This window comes from Marinomonas sp. SBI8L (assembly GCF_001624705.1).
Lineage (GTDB): Bacteria > Pseudomonadota > Gammaproteobacteria > Pseudomonadales > Marinomonadaceae > Marinomonas.
This window is the reverse complement of record NZ_JSEO01000003.1, coordinates 63,679-83,373: the sequence shown is the minus strand read 5'-3', so window position 1 is coordinate 83,373 and position 19,695 is coordinate 63,679. Positions and strand designations below refer to the sequence as shown.

Genomic DNA, 19,695 nt, shown 5'->3' with positions numbered 1-19,695 from the left:
TTCGCAGGTTCCCTAAAAACCAAGCACAGGCTTTATCAAACTAAAAGCTTGCTCATATAAATCTCATCCACATACTCACTCTCAATTTTGAGAGACTGACGCTTGATACCTTCTTGTTCAAAACCATGGGAAAGATAGAGTTTTATTGCCTTATGATTATGGGCCATGACTGTCAGTTCTAATCGAGTAAAACCATGTTGTGAAGCCCATAACTCAAGTGAGTTTAGCAGCTCTCGTCCAAGACCTTTGCCTGTGTAGGCTGTTTGAATTCCCATAACACAATAGAGGTTGTGCTTATTTCGCCTTGCAGTACTGCCTATACCTATACAAAAGCCGACAATACACTTATCCACCTCTAGCACCCAGAAAACCTTACTACTTGAGAGTGTGAAGTCAGACAAGATAGACTCTTGCTGCTCAAGTGTAAGCTGCTGCTCTCCTACTTCATGCAGCATAAAGTGACTTTCTTTTGCCAGCTTCTCACTCAAGTTTAAAATGTGTTTTGCATCAGCCACTCTGGCATGTCGTATCATTGCGATATCCTTATACTCTTTCAATTATTCCCTCAATTAATCTCTCAGCAGACTTATCTATGGCATATACCAAGATTCAAGCTCTCACTATTTAACGGATTCGAATACTTTAATGGCACCTTCCTCAACCAGCTCATCATACGCCTTGTTCACCTTATCAATGATCTCTTGGGAGGTGCCAAGACTAAATGCCATGTAGGGGCTAAATTCAAATAATGTCATGGCCTTGGTAAGTGCATCAGGGTCGACTCCCATTTGCTTAGTAATATGGGTAAAGCTTTTATCACTCGCTGCCACTAAATCCACGTAACCTTTAAGTAAGTGATCCATATTAAGCTTCTGCTCTGTACTAACAGGTACGAGTGACACTGAGAAATCATGATTTTTCAGATAAAGGTAACCCATGCTATCTTTTATAACGCCTAACTTGTATCGCTTCGCCTCTTCAAGATTCGTAAGGTTAATATCTTCTCTATCACTGAGTTTAAATAATGAACTCACATCTTTTGTTGCTAACGGCCTAGACCAAATAAACATATCTTCTCTAAGTGGCATACGCACTATGGTGTAAATAAGAACGTTTTCTTTTCTTTGAGCAATTCGATAAGCACGAGACCAAGGGTAGAGAGTAATTTTATAATCAATACCCGCTCGATCTAACACCTTGACGACAATATCCGTAGATTGGCCCTTAATTTCTCCCTTATCTTCATAGTTATAGGGTCGCCAGTCTTCCGTTAAGACATGCAGAAAAGTTTCGGCAGCTGAGAGAGCAGAAGTAAAAGAAAGGCCTAATAAAACTAACAAGTATTTCAACATCTATTCCTAGCAATTTATCGCAAGCGACTACTTAGCTTAAACAAGGAGTCAATAACTAGGGAAGCTGCGATTATAAGGTGCGCCACTCCCTAGAGGTAAGGATGCTTGGTCACGCCTTTTGGGTCATACTGAAAAAGAGGTGACTTAATCACAGAGCCCTAGCTTTGTCTTACAGTATAAGACTAAAGTCTAATGCCTATTTGATAATTTTCACTTTTTTCATCCTATTCGAAACATAACCTAAGGCTTTAAAGAGAAGGAAACTCAGTCATAAATAGTGACAATCCAGATCCTTTCTCTTGTTTTTTATGACAGATTAGATTTTCTATAGTCAGCCTTTGGAAATGCTCGATTACATTTTTATCTAAAATTTGTCATGCTCATTCTCCTCAAAAAAGCCCATCAACTTACCTATTTGAGCGTTAGAGAGTGACACTGGAAACTGCTTTACTTCTATTTATAACAGGCTTGGCCTGTGGCGCGATTAATGCGATTTCAGGCGGCTCTAGCTTATTAAGCTTTCCAGTATTAATCAGCACAGGTTTACCTGCAAACATAGCGAACGCCAGCAACTTTCTCGCCACTATGCCAGGTTATGCGGCAGCCATCCCTTTTTATAGAAAAGAGTTTAAACAGATAAAGTCAGCACTTTTTAGCATTCTATTAGCAGGCTTATTAGGGGCAATCACTGGCTCGCTACTCTTATTAGTCAGTTCATCTGACTTTTTTGTTCGGCTCACCCCTTACCTCCTACTAAGCGCGACCTTGCTGTATGCCTTTGGCAATAAAATCCATCAGTTAGTGATGAAACATTGGCAGGGGCTGGCATTGAAAAATGGTAAATCTGGACAGTTTCTTGTGTACGCCTTTTCTATTTACGGTGGTTTTTTCGGCGCTGGTATGGGCATTATCATGTTTTCACTGTTACGCATCATGGGCTATAGCGACTTCCATCAAGCCAATGCCATTAAGAATCTGATGATTACACTCATGTCTTTAATCAGTGTGGCTATCTTTATTTTTGGCGGCTTAATCGCGTGGCCAGAAGCATTAATCATCATGCTAGGCTCAGGCATTGGCGGTTATCAAATGGTGAAGTATGCCCATAAAGTGTCTCAGACATGGTTAAGTTATTTCATCATAATGTTAGGCCTTGGCTTTTCTCTCTATTACTTTTTACAGCCGATATAAAATACCAAATAAGGCACAAAAGCAGATTAAAGCGGGGTTAATCATGGCAAAACACACCTTGATTAACCCGCTTCCGAGAAATTAGAACCTATGGGTTCCTTGCTCAATTTCAGTTTGAAGTTCTTGTGTTAAAGGCACATAGGCCTCGCTATTTGGCAGGCGAACATATAGAGGCTCCTGAACCTTTTTAAGACAAAAACCATCCTCTTTAAGAGGGACTTTTTTATGTTTAAAAGTACCCGTCATTTCCACCCCTTTACTGATACGTAAGAACAAAGGAATAGCATAGTTTGGCATGTCTTTTTTCAGTTCATTCAGCATCTTATTAAAGTCGAATTCCTCTAACTGACAATCAAGACGAATAGACGCCATACCAGCACGACCATTGGTATTCGGTATCTCTACTCCATACACCACGGTTTCACTGACGTTATCGACCGCATCAATGAGCATCTCTACTTCGGTAGTCGAGACATTCTCCCCTTTCCAGCGAAAAGTATCCCCAGTGCGGTCCACAAATTGCGCATGACGAAAGCCGATATCACGCATCAGGTCACCCGTATTAAACCAAGCATCTCCCTCTTTAAAGACATTACGCATGATGCATTTTTCACTTTTCTCAGCATCTGTGTAGCCATGAAATGGGCTTTTCGTTGTGATCTCACCTATCAATAAACCCACTTCGCCACGCTTCACTTTACGTAGTTTGCCGTTGGCATCGGTCAAAGCCTTATCATTTTCTTTATCGTACTCAACAATGGCGTAAGGGTAAGGAGAGAAGCCCACGGTACGATCAAAGTTAAGCACATTGGTAAAGCCAATATTGCCTTCACTTGAAGCATAGAACTCCATAATTTTTGGGATATCAAAGCGCTGCTTAAATTCATCCCAAATAGAAGCTCGCATACCATTTCCCACGATCACTCTTATGCCGTTTTGAGCCTCATCAGGCACAGGCGCTTGCTCTACTAAATAGCGGCACAGCTCTCCCACGTAACCAAAAGAGGTAGCTTGGTACTTTTTCACATCAGGCCAAAAGCCACTGGCACTGAACTTCTTAGTCATCACCAAGCAGGCATTACCTGCCAGTACTGAGCTCCAGCAAATCGCCATGGCGGTAGCATGATAAAAAGGCAAAGGGACATACATACGGTCTGAGGCTTTCAAACGCACAGAAGCAAAACCAAATGAACCGTAGGCTTTCATATAGCGGCCATGGTTAAAGACAACCGCTTTCGGCATCCCAGTAGTGCCTGAGGTATAGATGTAAAAACAAGGATCATCTGGGTAAATAGATTGGCATTGGGCTGGATTGCTTTCGCCTTGATCTTCAATCAACAGTGCTAGATTCTGCCAGCCATCAGGTGCTTGGCTTGGTGTCGATAAGGTGTTTTGATCTGCAAGGTAGTAATGTTTGTCTTCAGGAACATGGCTCTCTTCTCGAATGGCTTGATACGCTTCTAAACACTCTTGGCCCACTAACATCATCTTAGGTTCAACCAAGTTAATGCTATAGGATAAAACCTTACCCTTTTGAGCCGTATTCACCATAGCGGCAATTGCACCAATTTTGGCGCAGGCACCGACTACCGCAAGTAGCTCAGGGCGGTTCTCAATCATGACAGCAATACAATCTCCTTTTTGGATTCCTTGCGACAAGAAGTAATGCGCTAATCGATTAATCCAGCGATTGAACTCTAAATAAGTAAGCTGCCTATCTTGATATAAAATGGCCAAGCCATCAGGATTCTCATTTACACATTTTTCAATACAGAGACCTAACCCCACGTTTTTAGACTTGTCTGAGGTGTTGGCAATTTTTAATCCTTTTACCAAACTAGGTAAGCCCGCTAAAATACTTGGGACCTTGCTAATTATCTTCCTTTTGCTGATCAGTGTCTGTGTACTCATTACCGACTCCTAAGCTTTCTTCATACTTTTTATTGTTATTTTCTAGCGAGACCCAACTAAGTTTCAGGCCCGCTTTATCAGGAATTATTATTACTTAGAGTATAAAAATTGCTCAGTATGACTTATGTCATTATGTTGCAAGATACTGGCAATTTGTCTCACTAGACTTATAGAAATGACAAAAAGTAACAAAGGCCAAAAGAGAATCTAAGGCGAATTCTAGGTTCCCAAAGACTTAATATTTGAAAATTAAAGAAGAGATAAGATGAAAAGAGGCAAGAGAGTTTTCGCTTAGAGCTTCCCTAACCCCTTAAAGAAAGTGACGAGATGAGCGAACGCTGTTTCATCAGTTGACGATATTTATTCGGCGTCATATTAAACCAAGATTTAAAAGCACGATAAAAAGCACTGGGCTCTTTAAAGCCTAGAGCCTCACTAATTTCATCAAAGATATGCTGATCAGAAATTAAAAAGTGCACCACTTTTTCCTTTCTCACTTCAGCTAAGATGGCTCTGAAATTCGTACCTTCCTGTGCAAGTTTCCTGTGTAAGGTTTGCCTGCTCATATTGAGTTTGATGGCCACCTCATGGGAATTAAAGCGTCCTGTTTTAATGCCTTCAGCAATCAGGTGTTTAACCTGACTATGTAAACTAGACTCAGTTTGATTCACCTTATCCATGTTTCTATCTATATAGCCAAGCAGAGCATCTTTAATAAATTCATTCGCGGTTTTAATTGGCAGGGCGAGCATGTCATTAGCAATATCAATGAAAGCAAACTCTTGATCAAAATTTACCTGTGGCCCAAATATTTCATGATATTGCGCCACATAATCAGGCTTTGAATAAGGGAACCCAACTCGAATAGGTAGAACCTGTGTATCAGACAAACGACCAGCCCAGGTAATGGCTGCACTTAAGCTTCGCTCTATTTCACTAATCCTTATCCCTTTTGGATAGGTGTTTTTATACAGAAGACGACAGCCCCATTTATAGGTTTGTAACTGCACTTTTTCGCACTGATTCATCAGGGCAATATTATCCACAAAGTTTTGCAGCGCTTCTCTTAGGTCGGCAGAATGTATTAACAATTGAGATAAGACACCCACCAGCTTGGTATTGATTTGAGTACCAACTATCAGGCCAATATTGGGCTTTACCCCATCTGTCATCGCCAAATCCCAAAGTCTTTCTTGTAGCTGAACAGGCACACGCAATGACACGTCATTTAGCTGTTCTCGGCTATAACCTAATAGGGACTCAATATCAGATGAGACTATGCCCTCTTTATTGAGCACTTCATAAAGGTCTAATAAGGCGGCAGATGATGTGGTGGCTTGCAACTAAATTCTCCCTGATCAAGCTTCCATATATCTGGCAGCCCATCTAGTAAAGCAAAAATAAGAAGTTTAAAAGTACCCTACAAACCAAGGAATGTTAACGGGTAGAAAAAGTGTCATGACTGCAAGACATATGAGGAAAAGCTAAATTAAAATTTAAGCGGCACTCTCCTAGGCTTTCAATGCCCAAAATTACAATCAGAAAAGAACCCGTCACCGGCTCCACACTCACTGCACATAAGGCCTAATATCTCATATTTTTCTGATACAAAGCCTCACATAAACCCGAAGATTGAGGAATTTTCTGCGCTTTCAATAAAAGAATGAAATAAGGCTGATAGGGTTAATAGCATAGCAAATGAGTTCGATTTCAAACCTTCAATTAATAACGTTTTATTAAGGATGATGAGTCATGATTATTTCTGCCGAAAAATTTAAAGCACATGTAAAAAGAGGCAAATGGCATACTAAAAGTAGCCGTCTTAATACAGTGATTACCAAGCTAACAACTTACCATACAAGTAAAAGTGACCTTAACTTAAGAGCCTTACAAGCCAGTGTGGTTGATTGGGCAAAACAAGATCCTAAAGAGTTCCTTGCCACCAATTTAAACTCAAAAAATGCCGTTTATGACTTTTATGCCGAAGTAAATTGCCAGTTTTACTTAAAAAAACTGGGGCCTTTTCAGGGTAAGGCACAACCAAAAGGCTTAGTATTTATTCCCTTTGCTGGGCAGAACTCAAAAGAGTTCAAAGTAAAATCAGAACAATGGAATGAGGCCGAAAAAGTAAACCTTTCAGGCGGTATTGACGCGAAAAAGTATCGCCAATTTGATATCGTGATTTGGGAGGATAAAATTGTCAGTGACGAGGTAAAAGACTTACCTACCACTAACTCAGAAATCTTTATCCGAGCACATGGCTCTATTGGCGCAACGCATGTCAGCACCCGTAATACACCCGTAGAGAACGAAGCAAGTATCACGACAGCAGTCAGTGTGACTGAAGTGTGTGATAGGTTAATCAGCAGCGGTTTGAAAACCAGTTACGCTGGTAATATCCATTTCTACTCTTGTTACAGTGGCGTCGATATCATCCCTCAAAAGATGAAAGAGACCCAAGCAAAACAAAAAACAAAAATCGAAAATGGCCAGACAGTCAAAAAAGAGCACCTAGTAGGGCCAGACTGCATCGCCCGCATTGGAGCTAAGTATTTAAAATCCAAAGGATATGTAAACGCAAAATTCTTTGGTTACCTTGGCCCCTTAAAATCTGAATACTCTAAGCCTGAGTTCGAAGAGGACAATATCAGAACCCCTGTTATTAAAGAGGAGATTGATGACTTCATGCACAGATATGTCCAGATTTGCCCTCAAGGTTATAACATTTTAGGCTCTACTGGGGTGTATATGGGCTCAGGCGATGTGGCAAAAACCTATCGAGCAAGAGCCGGTAGACGAGAGTTTTAAATCTTGCCTCACTCCTATTGAGCAAACGCTTTAAGCCACTTTAAAGCGTTTTACTAAGGCTAGTAACTCATCGGATAAACTTAACAAGCCATCGCCTTGGGCGCTGGCTTGTTCTGCGCCTTCTTTGCTTTCTAACATGATGTGGTTGATCTGACTCAGACTCTGACTGATATCAGCCACTGTGAGTTTCTGCTCATCGGTGGCATTGGCAACCTGAGCATTCATATCTCGCATCTGGCTAACAGATTCTAAAACCTGCACCAATTGCTGCGTATTCTGAGACAAATTCTGACTGCACGATTGCGATTGCTCAGTACAGAACAGCATGCTTTTTGCCGTCTTTTCTGCCCCTAACTGCAAACTGGCTACCCGAGTTTCAATGTCACTAATCGAGCCTTGAGTACGGTTAGCGAGACTTCTTACCTCATCAGCAACCACAGAGAAGCCACGGCCACTTTCCCCCGCTCGTGCCGCTTCTATCGCGGCGTTCAAAGCTAACAGGTTAGTTTGTTCGGCAATCTCTTTAATTACATGGATAATATTACTAATGGCATCACTGTTTTGTTTTAAGCTAGTTACCTCTGCCATCGCCATATCCACTTGATTCGCCAAGGTCTGAATTTGCTCACTGTTTGCAATCAAACTTTGATGGCTGTTTTGCAAAATCGATTGGGCTTTTTCGGCTTCTTCTAAGGTAGTTTGTGCATGCTGTGCCACATCCAAAGCACTGGCTTCCATTTGCGTTGCTGTGGCAGCTAATCGAGCACTTTGCATGCTTTGCTGCTCTACTCCACTTAGGCTTGTATGGCTTATATCTCGGCTGGTATTAGCACTGGTATGAACGGCGGTGACTGTATCTAGAATCTGTTTTACCAAGCTGCGCCATTCACGGGACAAGGCATTACTACTCTGGGTAAGCTGAGTCAGCTCATCATGACCTTTTTCTTCAACCTGACTTACTAGATCCCCTTCGCGCATATGGGACATCCCCAAAACCACACGCTTTAGCGAGGTTTGTATATAACGCACTAAGGTAAACCCAAGTAACAAAGATAATACCGCTGCCAGTACAGCTCCTAAAATGAGTAAAAGCTTACCTTGGCTGACACTGGTTGCTGTCTCATTCGCTAAGGTATCAGCATGGATAGCTGCGCCATTAGAGAAATCTGCTATTTTCACACTATTTTGAGCAACCAGACCTTCTATTTTTACTAACAGAGCGCTTGATTCAGCCAAGGCTTGTTGAGCTTTAAGCTGCGACATTAGAGTTAAATTTGGTTCAAAAAGCTGGGCTTCAAACGGCTGCCAAATTTCAATCACTGACTCATAAGCTTCAGCATCTAACGCCTTTAATTCTTGGACTTTGGTATTAATGCGTTCGGCATATTTCTTCACTTCAGCCATAAGTTCATTATTGGTCTGCTCAGACTCAAGCACAGCCATCACTTTATTGATCAAAAACGCCATATCATTATGTATCGGCTTTAGCAGCTGTAAATAATTAAGGCGGTATTCTTCATGTAGTAAGTCTTCTATGGTGAAAGGCAGTTCATCCACTAAATAGCGAAACTCTTCATCATGTTCCGCCATAATGGCTTTAGCCTGATTAAATTTTTGACGCTCATTAATCATGCTCTGAGCATGTTGGAACATGGTATGGGTAAGCGCTTTAATTTCATCGATTTGTTCCCCATTCGTTAGCTTGGCTAAGCTATCAAAATTAGAGGTGAATTTATCGTTTAGCTCTTGCAACTGCTGGCCCACATTAAGTGTGCCATCACTCGCTGTATCCTGATGCAAGAAGGCTAATAAGAGGTATTTAGTTTGAGCTAAATTGGCTTCTAGATTGGCACTCATATACATGCGTGGCGAGCTGTCATTTACCACGGCATTAACCGTCTCACTCACTTGATTAAAACTTTTAAATGACACAAAAGACGTCACGAGAAATAAGAATAGGACACTTCCCATAGTGATAATAATGCGCTGACTTACACTCATTTTCATCTGTGACTCCTGCCTTTTTGGGCATTTTAAGCGGCCGTATCCCTAACCAAGGAAATACAGGTCCTAATTAAGCTGAAGGGTTATTTGAGGATTGGTACGAGAGTCAGGCTAAATAGATGAGTTAAGCTATTTAGCCTGTTGGTTCAACGGCTAGCTAGCTCGCAGTCGTAAAAAATCAGCCATCCAATGGGCGATCATCACAGAGTCCGTTGCGGCCCCTTTTTCACGCACTTGAGTTAAGCCGACTTCACACACGTCTAGCGGAATGACGTCACCTTTTCTTAGGTCTATCAGCTCATATTCATACTCAAGGTTGAATTCTGGATGAGCTTGAAACGTTAAGATTTGATCATCATAAATCAGGCCAGCATAAAGACAGAATTCAGATTCAGCAAAGACCTTGGCATTTTTCGGCAACTCTAAAACTTGATCCTGATGCATAGCGCTAATGGCAAAGGATTCAGGTGCGCCCTGAATAAAGTCAGCCCCAGCAGTTAGTTGATAAGCATGTAAACCAACACCCCAACCATCTGGGTGTTTATCGACCACACCACCAAACGCATCGGCAATAATTTGATGCCCAAAACAGATACCTACCATAGGACGACCCGTTACTGAGATCTCCAGAATCAAGCTCTTAAGGCGTAACATCCATGGGGTGTTTTGATAAACATTAAACTTAGAGCCAGTAATCACCCAAGCATCACATTGCATGGCATCATCCGGAAAATGATCTTCTCTTACATCAAATACCTGATACTCAAAATCTGCTGTCACTTGATCAAATAAAGCCACAAACATATCGGCATAAGAGCCATGCTTTTCTAATAACTCATCCGGTGTAATGCCTGTTGCCAAAATACCGATTTTCAATTGCTTAACCATTTGGGAAGTACCTGTTTTAAACCTATTTTCATTTCTTTTCACATAGGGCTTTATGAAGCCCTATGCTATTTATCATCTAATTTGACTGTCAGTGTTGCTTGGCGGCGCATTTGATACACAGCGCCAATCACACCAATCGCCACAACCGCTATCATCAAGGTTGCGAGTGCATTCACCTCAGGTGTGACCCCTAATCTCACTTTCGAGAAGATCACCATAGGCAAGGTACTGTTACCTGGGCCTGATACGAAGCTGGCAATGACCAGATCATCCAAAGACAAGGTAAATGACAACAACCAACCTGAAATAATGGCAGGCATGATCAAAGGCAAGGTCACCAAGAAAAAGAGTGATCCAGGTTTCGCCCCTAAATCCATCGCCGCTTCTTCTAGGGTTTCATCCATAGAAGCTAAACGTGACTGCACTATCACTGCCACATAAGCCAAACAGAAAGTCGTGTGAGCAATAATGATGGTCAGCGTGCCACGACCTGATGGCCAGCCAAACAAACCCTCCATTGCCACAAATAATAAGAGCAAAGATAAACCTGTGATTACCTCAGGCATGACTAAAGGCGCTGTTACCCAACCAGAAAGAATCATCTTGCCTTTAAAAGGCCCAAAGCGGCTCAAAACAAAGCCTGCCATGGTGCCAAGTACCACCGCCAAGGTGGCGCTAATAAAGGCAATTTTCAGGCTAAGCAGAGCCGCATTAATGATCTGCTCATTTTCAAACAGCTCGCTATACCATTTTAGTGACCAGCCCCCCCAGACAGTTACCAGCTTAGATTTGTTAAAGCTGTAGATAATCAAAGAGAAGATAGGTGCATATAAAAACAGATAACCTAAACCTGCTGTTACGGTTAAAAAACGTGATTTAGTTTGCATTAGACTGCCTCCCCTTTGCCCTGAGAATTACGTATCAACATTATGGGTAAGACCAAGACCACCAGCATCACAATGGCAACAGCCGACGCCATAGGCCAATCACGGTTGAGGAAGAACTCATCCCAAAGCACACGACCAATCATCAAGGTATCCGCACCACCTAGCAGTGCAGGAATAACAAACTCACCTACCGCAGGGATAAAGACTAAGACACAACCTGCTATCACACCTGGCATAGCTAAAGGTAAGGTGACTAAGAAGAAGCTTTGAGTAGGCTTACTCCCCAAATCTTGAGCAGCTTCTAACAAGGTGCCGTCCATTTTTTCCAAGGCGCTGTATAAAGGCAAAACCATGAAAGGCAGATAGGTATAAACAATACCGATATAAACGGCAAAGTCGGTCTGCAGCATGATAAGCGGTTCATCAATAACACCAATTGTCAGCAAGAATTCATTCACTATGCCGTTCTTTTTCAAGAACTCCATCCAGGCGTAAACCCTTAAAAGGAAAGAGGTCCAAAAAGGTAGAATCACCAAAGCCAATAATAAAACACGCGTAGAGCCATCTGATTTTGCGATGGCATAGGCAATAGGAAAGGCCACTAGCAAGGTAAAGAAAGTCGATAACACAGCAATTTTTACCGAGCTTAAATAAGCATCTAGGTAAAAGTCATCCTCAAACAAAAAGAGGTAATTACCTAAATTGATCTTGATGGAGATATAGGCTTCTTCTAGATCCCACTCAAGTAACTCGGAATAAGGCGGAATCGCAATCGCCGCTTCTGTTAGCGAGATTTTAAAAACCACAAGAAAAGGAACAAAGAAGAAAAGCCCTAACCAAAAGGTAGGAATACCAGCAACAACCGCTCTTCCCCAGTTTATCTTCTTCACGAAGTTATATTTCTGCAACTTGGCTGCCATGCGGTCCATCACAGCCGAACCTAAGGACATGCTCATGATGTAAGTACCACGCTGCTATCTTCATCCCAGTGTAAAAAGACAGCATCATTCCAAGTAAATCTGTCACCCATGCTTCGAGTGAAGTTAGGCTGAGTCACTCTGACCTCTTTACCTGATGCTAATCGCACTCTAAAGACAGAAAGACTGCCCATATAAGCGATTTCTTCTATGATACCTTGTATGCAGTTAACACCTTTTTCAGGCTCTTTCTTAGAAATTCGAATCTTTTCAGGACGAATAGCCACATTGACAACTTGATCAGGCGAGCAGCTAATACCGTGATTCACAAATAAGGTCGTACCCGCTTCTTTTGAATCTATCTGTACACTATCTGGCTCGTCTTGAATCACCTTACCTTCAAACATGTTGACCGAGCCGATAAAGTCCGCCACAAACTTACTGTTAGGATACTCATACACATCATGTGGCTCATCTGTCTGCACTATGATGCCCTGATTCATAACCCCAATGCGGGTCGCAAGTGTCATGGCCTCTTCTTGGTCATGGGTTACCACCACAAAGGTGACACCTAACTCTTCTTGAATATTGATTAACTCAAACTGAGTCTCTTCTCTTAGTTTTTTATCTAAGGCACCTAGCGGCTCATCCAGCAACAAAAGCTTAGGACGCTTTATCAAAGCACGAGCCAGTGCGACACGCTGCCTTTGACCACCCGATAGCTGATGCGGTTTACGCTTACCTAGATGGCCAAGTTGAACCATGTCTAGCATCTCAGCCACACGTTTTTTAATTTCCGCTTTTGCAACACCTTCACGCTTAAGACCAAAAGCCACATTGTCAGCCACTGAGAGGTGAGGAAATAATGCATAGGATTGGAACATCATATTGACGGGACGCTCCCATGGTTGAATGCCCGCCATGTCCACACCATCAATCAGAATACGGCCACTGGTTGGCGTTTCGAAGCCTGCCAACATGCGCAATAAAGTACTCTTGCCAGAGCCTGAGCCGCCTAATAAACAGAAAAGCTCTTTTTTATAGATATCCAGCGAAATATTATCCACCGCCTTAAATTCACCAAAGTTTTTGGTGACATTTTCTATCCGTAAAAATGGCTCAGCACCTTCTTGTTTCCAAAGTGGTAACTGTTCAGCTGACGTTGGACTGGGCACAATCTGCTCAGAGAAAGACATGGCAAACCCTCGATTAAAATTATTATATAAAATGGCTCTAACAGCCCCCATCAAGCCTGAACAAGACTTGTCGAAGATAGGTAGCTATTTACTGAATCGCTAACTAAATATTCAGTTAGGAGAACACTTAGCTAGTGGCTCAATTTAAAACTAGCAAATATTTTATTTTTAAGACAATCAGTTATCTCAAAGTTTAGGAAAAATAAGGGAGGCAATTTCGCCTCCCTTATTTTTATTTAATTACGTGCTGTTTTAATGTTAGTCCAAGCACGAGTTAATAAACGATCGAACTTAACTGAGTGTGCTTTTTGAGTGAAAAGCTTTTCTTTAATGTCATCCGTTGGATAAATCGAAGGATCATTTTTCACTTCTTCTAATAAGTAAGGTTCAACCTTATTATTAGGTACCGCATAGAAAGCATAGTTAGATACGCCTGCTGCATTTTCTGGTTGCAGGATAAAGTCGATAAACTTATGAGCGGCTTCTTTATGTGGTGCATCCGCAGGAATTGCCATCAAATCAAACCATACCAAAGAGCCTTCTTTTGGAATGATGTAACTAATATTGATGCCTTGATCCGCTTCAATAGCACGGCTTTGAGATTGCAATACATCACCGTTGTAACCCATAGAAACACATAGTTCGCCATTGGCTAGATCAGAAATATATTGTGAAGAAGAGAATTTCGTAAAGCTTGAACGAGAGGCTGAGATCAGCTTAGAGGCTTTTTTCAGGTCAGACTTTTTCTCAGAGTTAGGATCAAGCCCTAAATAGTTCAATGCCACAGAAACCACTTCAGCAGGCGAATCTAGAACACTGACACCACAATCAGACAACTTTGCAGCGATCTCGGGATCAAAGACTAGATCCCAGCTATTTACAGGCACATCTCCTAGACGCGCTTTAACCATATCAACATTGTAGCCAAGGCCAATGGTTCCCCAAGTGTATGGCACATTATGCTTGTTACCTGCATCGTGCAATGCCACTTTACTCGCCATTTCAGCATCTAGGTTGCCAATATTTTTTAGTTGGCTACGATCGATTTCAGCATATACGCCTGCTAGTGCTTGGCGCTCTAAAAAAGACCCTGTCGGCATAACAACATCATAACCCGTTGAACCTGACATCAACTTAGCTTCAAGCACTTCGTTAGAGTCATACACATCATAGTTAATTTTGATGCCTGTTTGGGTTTCGAATTTTTCCAGAATGGCTGGGTCAATATAATCAGACCAGTTGTAGATATTCACAACCGTGTCTTTTGCCATTGTCATTGGCGCTGTCAGCGTTAAAGTAAGAGCGGCAGCTAAGCCAAGTTTCTTATGATGCATGTTAATTTCTCCAATTAGTGTAGCCTTAGCTACGCAATTTATATGATGATTTAAAAGCAACAATGAGGCCAAGAAAGGCTCAGGCTTCTCCTTTCATATTTAGCTCATCAAAACATCGATTTTTTTTATTTTTTTATAAGAAGAGAAACTTTATTGCCTCTCTTCTTTAACACTCTTCATCTGCAGTATTAAATTTACGCCAGCCCTATCTGTATCTATATACCCCTTTAAGGGTATTTTGAAAAGCCATTGTATTTCAATGAGTTAAATCGGATAAATGGCTAATTAGGGTATTTTTTATAAGTATCCTAGATAAGATTCGTATTCGATATCTGAAATCTGTTCATGTAGTTTTCTCTGCTCCTGACGTTTAGCAGCCGTAAAAACGCGAACAAATTCTTCACCCAAATATTCTCTTAGCACATCACTTTTAAAGAAGCTCTCTGTGGCATCATCCCACTTATTAGGCAGCACCAAGGCAGGATTCACTTCTGTGTAGGCATCACCTGTAATAGGAGAAGGTGGCATCAGCTTATTCTCGATACCATACAGGGCACCAGCAAGAATGGTCGCCAGCACTAGATAAGGGTTAGCATCCGCACCTGATACCCTGTGTTCGATACGACGAGCAACATTTGGACTATCTGGAATACGAATCGCGACAGTACGGTTTTCATAACCCCAGCTGGCACATGTTGGTGCATGGGCACCTACCATAAAGCGACGATATGAGTTCATATGGGGCGCAAACGCTAGCATGCTATCAGCCATGGTATGCATCAAACCTGCAACAGCATGCTTAAGAACATCCGTACCTTCTTCACCGCCATTATCAAATACATTATCACCCGCTTCATTTAACAGGCTGAAATGTACATGGAAGCCGTTACCACTCTTCTTGGCATAAGGTTTCGCCATAAAGGTAGCAAGATGGCCATGTTTACGTGCAAGACCTTTTACTAGGCGCTTAAACATAATCGCCTGATCACCTGCTAGCATAGGGTTATCCACATGCTCTAGGTTAATCTCAAACTGACCAGGCCCAAGTTCAGAAATAATGGTGTCAGCAGGTACTCCTTGCTCTTCACAGACTTTTCTCACTTCTGCAAAGAAAGACGATAAACCATCCATTTCATCAATCGAGTAACAATCAGTCTCGATTAAACGACGGCCATGACCTTCTACTAACACAGGAGGTTGAGGGCGCTGAGTTTCTTCGGACTTAGCGTCCATCAAGTAAAATTCAAGCTCAGTCGCCACCACAGGGGTTAAACCTAGTGCTTTAAACTTATCAACCACACCCGCTAATACCTGTCTCGGATCAGCACCAAAAGGCGTTCCATCTGGGTTAAACATGGTGGCCAGTATTTGTGCGCGCGGAGACTCTGCCCAAGAAACAGGAATAGGCTCTTCATGAACAGGCATGCAAATGCCATCACTGTCGCCGGTTTCAAATACCAAACCATTATCCAGCACATCATCGCCCCAAAAATCAAAGCCGATAACAGAACGAGGTAGCTTAACCCCCTCTTCCATCACCTTATTGATTGAATTGGCAGGCATGCGCTTACCACGTAAGTTACCGTTTAAGTCAGTAATAAACAGATCGAATTCTTTTTCGCTATGAACAGGCATTTTAGATTCTCTCTAATAATCTTTGTCGCAGCATGAGTGCGCAAATTTATGTCATTTTGTAATGTTATAATTCACACTACTACTTTCGTGATCACAAATACACTCAGCAAAGGCTTTTATGTAATATTGGTCATCTTCTGTTATTTTTTCAAAATAAAGATTCAACCAATAAGGTGATCGCTTTAGAATATGATGAAATTTAGCCAGAAATATAAAAACCATGGATAAGAAGTCACCGATAAAATTTACCTTAACTGAACGGGATGAGAGTGTAACTATCTCTAAATGGGTATATGAAACATTACGACATGCCGTCATGAATGGGCAGATCTTACCGGGACGCGCACTTACCATCAGAGAGTTAGCGGGCATATTAGGGGTTAGCCCAATGCCTGTGCGTGAAGCCCTACGTCAATTAGCGACGGAGAATGCATTAGAAATAAAAGATAATCGCCGTGTCATGGTTCCTAACATGACCGCCATGAAATTCACCGAGCTTTGCGAAGCCAGAATGGCACTCGAATCCCATGCGGCTTCTCGCGCCTTACCTTATATAGACAGCCCTAAATTAAAGGGTTTGAGAGAGTTAGACCGACTTATTGATGCGGCCCAAGAAGAAGGTAACTTAGAAAGAATCAATCTCTTAAATCAAGACTTCCATCGCGCACTTTATACGGCAAACCCACATCAAATTAGTATGCCTCTCATCGAAAGTCTCTGGTTACAGCTAGGTCCATTTTTAAGTTTAGCCAGTCGCCACCTTAAAGAGCACTATGTGGTAGACCGCCACGATGAGGCAATGAGAGCCATAGAGAACAAAGATGCCCTTGCATTACAGCTCGCTATCAATGCTGATATTCGCGAAGGTATTGCCTTTGTTTCTACCCCAGAAAGACTACATCACTTTATCGAAGAGTGTGCCTACGCAGGCCGTAATTAACCTCTCTATTACGGCTTTATCGCCTTCCTAAAATCAATTTTAAACCTTCTATTTATTCTCCTTTATCCTTCACTTATAACTCGCTGAAATACAAGAGACACATTCAGTTTTCCAATATTTTTGTTTGACTTTTAAATTTTGTGATCACAAAATGAAAATCACATTAGATTAAATAATCATCAAGCAGTATTCAAAATCAGGCTGACTTTTACCTGGTAATAGAATGAAACAGAGATAACCTTTGTGCGGCTTTGCCCGAGGAGTAAGTGATGCTAGACCAGAACAACACAGTGACTTTTAGCAGACAAGATGTGCAGGAAATGGATGCCACACACCACCTTCACCCCTTTACCAATAGCCAAGCACTCAATGACAAGGGCGCTCGTGTTATCGACAAAGCCCAAGGCATTTATGTGTGGGACCAAGATGGCAATAAGATGCTGGACGGCATGGCAGGCCTTTGGTGCGTCAACATGGGTTATGGTCGCCAAGAGTTAGTGGATGCTGCCACCAAGCAAATGCAGCAACTGCCTTTTTACAACACCTTCTTTCAAACGACCCACTTGCCAGCAGCTAAGCTGGCGAAAGAAGTCGCGAGTATTACCCCAGAAGGTTTGGATCACATCTTTTTTGCCAACTCAGGCTCAGAAGCAATTGATACGATATTACGTTTGGTAAGACACCATTGGGTGCTAAAAGAGCAGCCGGAAAAAAGCATCATCATCAGCCGCGAGAATGCTTACCATGGCAGTACACTCGCTGGTACAAGCTTAGGCGGCATGAGTGGCATGCATAAACAAGGTGCGCCTTTAGTGCCAGATATCGAACGTATTTGCCAACCTTATTGGTATGGTGAAGCCGGTGATATGACACCAGATGAATTTGGCCTTGCCTGTGCTCAAGCACTAGAAGAAAAGATTCTCGCCCTTGGTGCCCATCGTGTTGCCGCCTTTATTGCTGAGCCTATTCAAGGGGCTGGCGGTGTCATAGTGCCACCAGCAAGTTACTGGCCTGAGATTCAAAGAATTTGCCAAAAGTACGATATTTTATTGGCAGTCGATGAAGTTATCTGTGGTTTTGGCCGCACTGGCGGTTGGTTTGGTAGCGATACCTTTAATATCAAACCAGACATTATTTCCATGGCAAAAGGTTTGTCTTCTGGCTATCTGCCGATTGCGGCTGTGGCAGTAGGAAAACGCATCAGCGAAACACTGCTCGCCCATGATGATGATTTCAACCATGGTTATACCTATTCAGGCCACCCTGTTGCTGCGGCTGTGGCACTAGAAAACATCCGCCTGATGAAGCAAGAGAATATCGTGCAATATGTGAAAGATGACATAGGCCCATACTTTCAAAAGCAGCTTAGAAATGTCTTAGAAAACCACCCGCTTGTTGGCCATATTGAAGGGATTGGGCTCGTTGCAGGTATTGCCCTAGTAAAAGATAAAGACAGTAAAACCTTCTTCGGCGATGATGTGGATGTTGGTTTAATTTGCCGTGATCACTGCTTTGAAAACGGCTTAATTATGCGTGCCGTAGGCAGTCGTATGGTGCTATCACCACCCCTTGTCATTAGCCATGAAGAAGTCGACGAGTTATGTGAAAAGGCACGCCATTGCTTTAACCTAACCTTGGCGGATGTAAGAGATCGCTAAAGTTACTCCTTATCAGAAGTATCATAGAAGATGAGTGGCAGGACGCCATTCACAGATAACACCCATTTTGTAAAAAGCCGTTATAGTAAAGGGAGGACTTAACGGCTCATACACTCAAAGTCATAACGAGAAACTTGCCATGCATAACAGATACGCTCAAGACAATGACTCCCTACATAAGGATCTTGCCGCACTCATTGACCATATCCGCCTGCGTAGTTTCCCTAAAGCCCTAGCCGATTTTTTAGAGACCCAATGCCACTTTAACAGTGCCCTCATGGTCACTTATAAAAAGTCTTTTAAACCCATTATGCTCTTCCCTACTGACCCAGCTGAGCAAAGCCCAACCCTGCACCAATATATTAATAAAGCCTTTATCTTGGACCCGCTTTTCAACAAGATACAAAGCGGTGCGAATGAAGGAGTGAGCCGACTGGCCGAAATTGCCCCAGACTCCTTTGATCAAACAGAGTATTACCAAACCTGTTATAAGAATTTTGACCTAGTGGATGAGGTTAACCTCATCATACATCTGGACGAGAAAGTCACCTTTGCGATCTCCCTAAACCGCAAGACCAGCCTTGGCACAATCACACGTAATGAGATGCACCACCTACAGGATATCTTCCCTGTTATTGCCTCCCTAGTGAGACAATTCTGGTTATCGCAATCCCATGAATATGTGCAGTACGAAAAGTCCGACAGCGTTATGAAACAAGCCCTCAGCAGCTTTGGCCGAGGCATACTCACAAAACGGGAACAAGAGATATCAGGTCTTATATTACAAGGTCATTCATCGAAAGTGATCGCTAACCAACTAAATATTAGTTTAGGCACAGTTAAGGTACATAGGAAGAATATACATACTCGACTCGATACCTCGACACAGTCGGAGATCTTTACTCTCTTCCTCGCACATTTGAACGAGCTTGACTCTCATTAGGGGCTAAAACGCCTGATCATCGATCATGCTG

Annotated in this window: 16 protein-coding genes; 5 read left to right on the top strand and 11 right to left on the bottom strand. The window is 42.3% G+C overall.

Annotation, left to right across the window (positions count from 1 at the left end; genetic code table 11):
* Window positions 1–35: 35 nt before the first annotated feature.
* Window positions 36–557, bottom strand: coding sequence for a GNAT family N-acetyltransferase (locus OA91_RS04545; RefSeq protein ID WP_231870308.1), 522 nt, complete (start codon window positions 555–557; stop codon window positions 36–38).
* A 63-nt stretch (window positions 558–620) separates the two neighbouring features.
* Complete coding sequence (locus OA91_RS04540; RefSeq protein WP_197477737.1) at window positions 621–1,349, bottom strand: substrate-binding periplasmic protein; 729 nt, start codon at window positions 1,347–1,349, stop codon at window positions 621–623.
* A gap of 432 nt (window positions 1,350–1,781) precedes the next feature.
* Between OA91_RS04540 and OA91_RS04535 the strand changes: the two genes are divergently transcribed.
* Entirely contained in the window at window positions 1,782–2,543 is a 762-nt protein-coding gene (locus tag OA91_RS04535; RefSeq protein WP_046018735.1) for a sulfite exporter TauE/SafE family protein, read from the top strand.
* Window positions 2,544–2,624: 81 nt separating this feature from the next.
* Here OA91_RS04535 and OA91_RS04530 read toward each other — a convergent pair whose 3' ends face one another.
* Window positions 2,625–4,454: a long-chain-acyl-CoA synthetase gene (locus tag OA91_RS04530; protein WP_063336523.1), complete on the bottom strand. Its 1,830-nt coding sequence runs from the start codon at window positions 4,452–4,454 to the stop codon at window positions 2,625–2,627.
* 302 nt (window positions 4,455–4,756) lie between these two features.
* A complete protein-coding gene (locus OA91_RS04525) occupies window positions 4,757–5,797 on the bottom strand; it encodes an AraC family transcriptional regulator (protein ID WP_063336522.1) in 1,041 nt (346 codons plus the stop codon).
* Window positions 5,798–6,206: 409 nt separating this feature from the next.
* Between OA91_RS04525 and OA91_RS04520 the strand changes: the two genes are divergently transcribed.
* On the top strand, window positions 6,207–7,262 hold the full coding sequence (locus tag OA91_RS04520) for a hypothetical protein (protein ID WP_046018732.1): 1,056 nt from the start codon (window positions 6,207–6,209) through the stop codon (window positions 7,260–7,262).
* Between the two features lie 30 nt (window positions 7,263–7,292).
* Here OA91_RS04520 and OA91_RS04515 read toward each other — a convergent pair whose 3' ends face one another.
* The 7 genes from OA91_RS04515 to OA91_RS04485 all read right to left on the bottom strand — a co-directional run bounded on the left by OA91_RS04515 (window position 7,293) and on the right by OA91_RS04485 (window position 16,123).
* Window positions 7,293–9,269, bottom strand: a complete 1,977-nt coding sequence (locus OA91_RS04515) for a methyl-accepting chemotaxis protein (protein WP_063336521.1) — start codon at window positions 9,267–9,269, stop codon at window positions 7,293–7,295.
* 150 nt (window positions 9,270–9,419) lie between these two features.
* Window positions 9,420–10,154 carry a glutamine amidotransferase-related protein gene (locus OA91_RS04510; RefSeq protein WP_063336520.1) on the bottom strand — a complete coding sequence of 245 codons (735 nt, stop codon included), beginning with the start codon at window positions 10,152–10,154 and terminating at the stop codon, window positions 9,420–9,422.
* A gap of 65 nt (window positions 10,155–10,219) precedes the next feature.
* A complete protein-coding gene (locus OA91_RS04505) occupies window positions 10,220–11,041 on the bottom strand; it encodes an ABC transporter permease subunit (RefSeq protein ID WP_046018729.1) in 822 nt (273 codons plus the stop codon).
* Window positions 11,041–11,997, bottom strand: a complete 957-nt coding sequence (locus tag OA91_RS04500) for an ABC transporter permease subunit (RefSeq protein WP_046018728.1) — start codon at window positions 11,995–11,997, stop codon at window positions 11,041–11,043. The genes OA91_RS04505 and OA91_RS04500 overlap by 1 nt, the downstream gene beginning before the upstream one ends.
* Window positions 11,994–13,154 (bottom strand): ABC transporter ATP-binding protein, encoded by a 1,161-nt coding sequence (locus OA91_RS04495; RefSeq protein ID WP_046018768.1) that lies wholly within the window; start codon window positions 13,152–13,154, stop codon window positions 11,994–11,996. The genes OA91_RS04500 and OA91_RS04495 overlap by 4 nt, the downstream gene beginning before the upstream one ends.
* A gap of 236 nt (window positions 13,155–13,390) precedes the next feature.
* A complete protein-coding gene (locus tag OA91_RS04490; protein ID WP_046018727.1) occupies window positions 13,391–14,488 on the bottom strand; it encodes a polyamine ABC transporter substrate-binding protein in 1,098 nt (365 codons plus the stop codon).
* Between the two features lie 297 nt (window positions 14,489–14,785).
* A complete protein-coding gene (locus tag OA91_RS04485) occupies window positions 14,786–16,123 on the bottom strand; it encodes a glutamine synthetase family protein (protein ID WP_046018726.1) in 1,338 nt (445 codons plus the stop codon).
* Window positions 16,124–16,343: 220 nt separating this feature from the next.
* Between OA91_RS04485 and OA91_RS04480 the strand changes: the two genes are divergently transcribed.
* The 3 genes from OA91_RS04480 to OA91_RS04470 all read left to right on the top strand — a co-directional run bounded on the left by OA91_RS04480 (window position 16,344) and on the right by OA91_RS04470 (window position 19,664).
* Window positions 16,344–17,063, top strand: a complete 720-nt coding sequence (locus OA91_RS04480) for a GntR family transcriptional regulator (protein WP_063336519.1) — start codon at window positions 16,344–16,346, stop codon at window positions 17,061–17,063.
* Between the two features lie 269 nt (window positions 17,064–17,332).
* Window positions 17,333–18,721, top strand: a complete 1,389-nt coding sequence (locus OA91_RS04475; RefSeq protein WP_063336518.1) for an aspartate aminotransferase family protein — start codon at window positions 17,333–17,335, stop codon at window positions 18,719–18,721.
* Window positions 18,722–18,860: 139 nt separating this feature from the next.
* The gene (locus OA91_RS04470) at window positions 18,861–19,664 is read left to right on the top strand and encodes a LuxR C-terminal-related transcriptional regulator (protein ID WP_046018723.1); all 804 of its coding nucleotides are present in this window, start codon (window positions 18,861–18,863) and stop codon (window positions 19,662–19,664) included.
* Window positions 19,665–19,695: the final 31 nt, after the last annotated feature.

Bases quoted from the DNA above. Each gene is read 5' to 3' on its own strand.
- OA91_RS04530 (WP_063336523.1), bottom strand. From the start codon at position 4,454: ATGAGTACACAGACACTGATCAGCAAAAGGAAGATAATTAGCAAGGTC.
- OA91_RS04520 (WP_046018732.1), top strand. From the start codon at position 6,207: ATGATTATTTCTGCCGAAAAATTTAAAGCACATGTAAAAAGAGGCAAA.
- OA91_RS04515 (WP_063336521.1), bottom strand. From the start codon at position 9,269: ATGAAAATGAGTGTAAGTCAGCGCATTATTATCACTATGGGAAGTGTC.
- OA91_RS04510 (WP_063336520.1), bottom strand. From the start codon at position 10,154: ATGGTTAAGCAATTGAAAATCGGTATTTTGGCAACAGGCATTACACCG.
- OA91_RS04505 (WP_046018729.1), bottom strand. From the start codon at position 11,041: ATGCAAACTAAATCACGTTTTTTAACCGTAACAGCAGGTTTAGGTTAT.
- OA91_RS04500 (WP_046018728.1), bottom strand. From the start codon at position 11,997: ATGAGCATGTCCTTAGGTTCGGCTGTGATGGACCGCATGGCAGCCAAG.
- OA91_RS04495 (WP_046018768.1), bottom strand. From the start codon at position 13,154: ATGTCTTTCTCTGAGCAGATTGTGCCCAGTCCAACGTCAGCTGAACAG.
- OA91_RS04490 (WP_046018727.1), bottom strand. From the start codon at position 14,488: ATGCATCATAAGAAACTTGGCTTAGCTGCCGCTCTTACTTTAACGCTG.
- OA91_RS04485 (WP_046018726.1), bottom strand. From the start codon at position 16,123: ATGCCTGTTCATAGCGAAAAAGAATTCGATCTGTTTATTACTGACTTA.
- OA91_RS04480 (WP_063336519.1), top strand. From the start codon at position 16,344: ATGGATAAGAAGTCACCGATAAAATTTACCTTAACTGAACGGGATGAG.
- OA91_RS04475 (WP_063336518.1), top strand. From the start codon at position 17,333: ATGCTAGACCAGAACAACACAGTGACTTTTAGCAGACAAGATGTGCAG.
- OA91_RS04470 (WP_046018723.1), top strand. From the start codon at position 18,861: ATGCATAACAGATACGCTCAAGACAATGACTCCCTACATAAGGATCTT.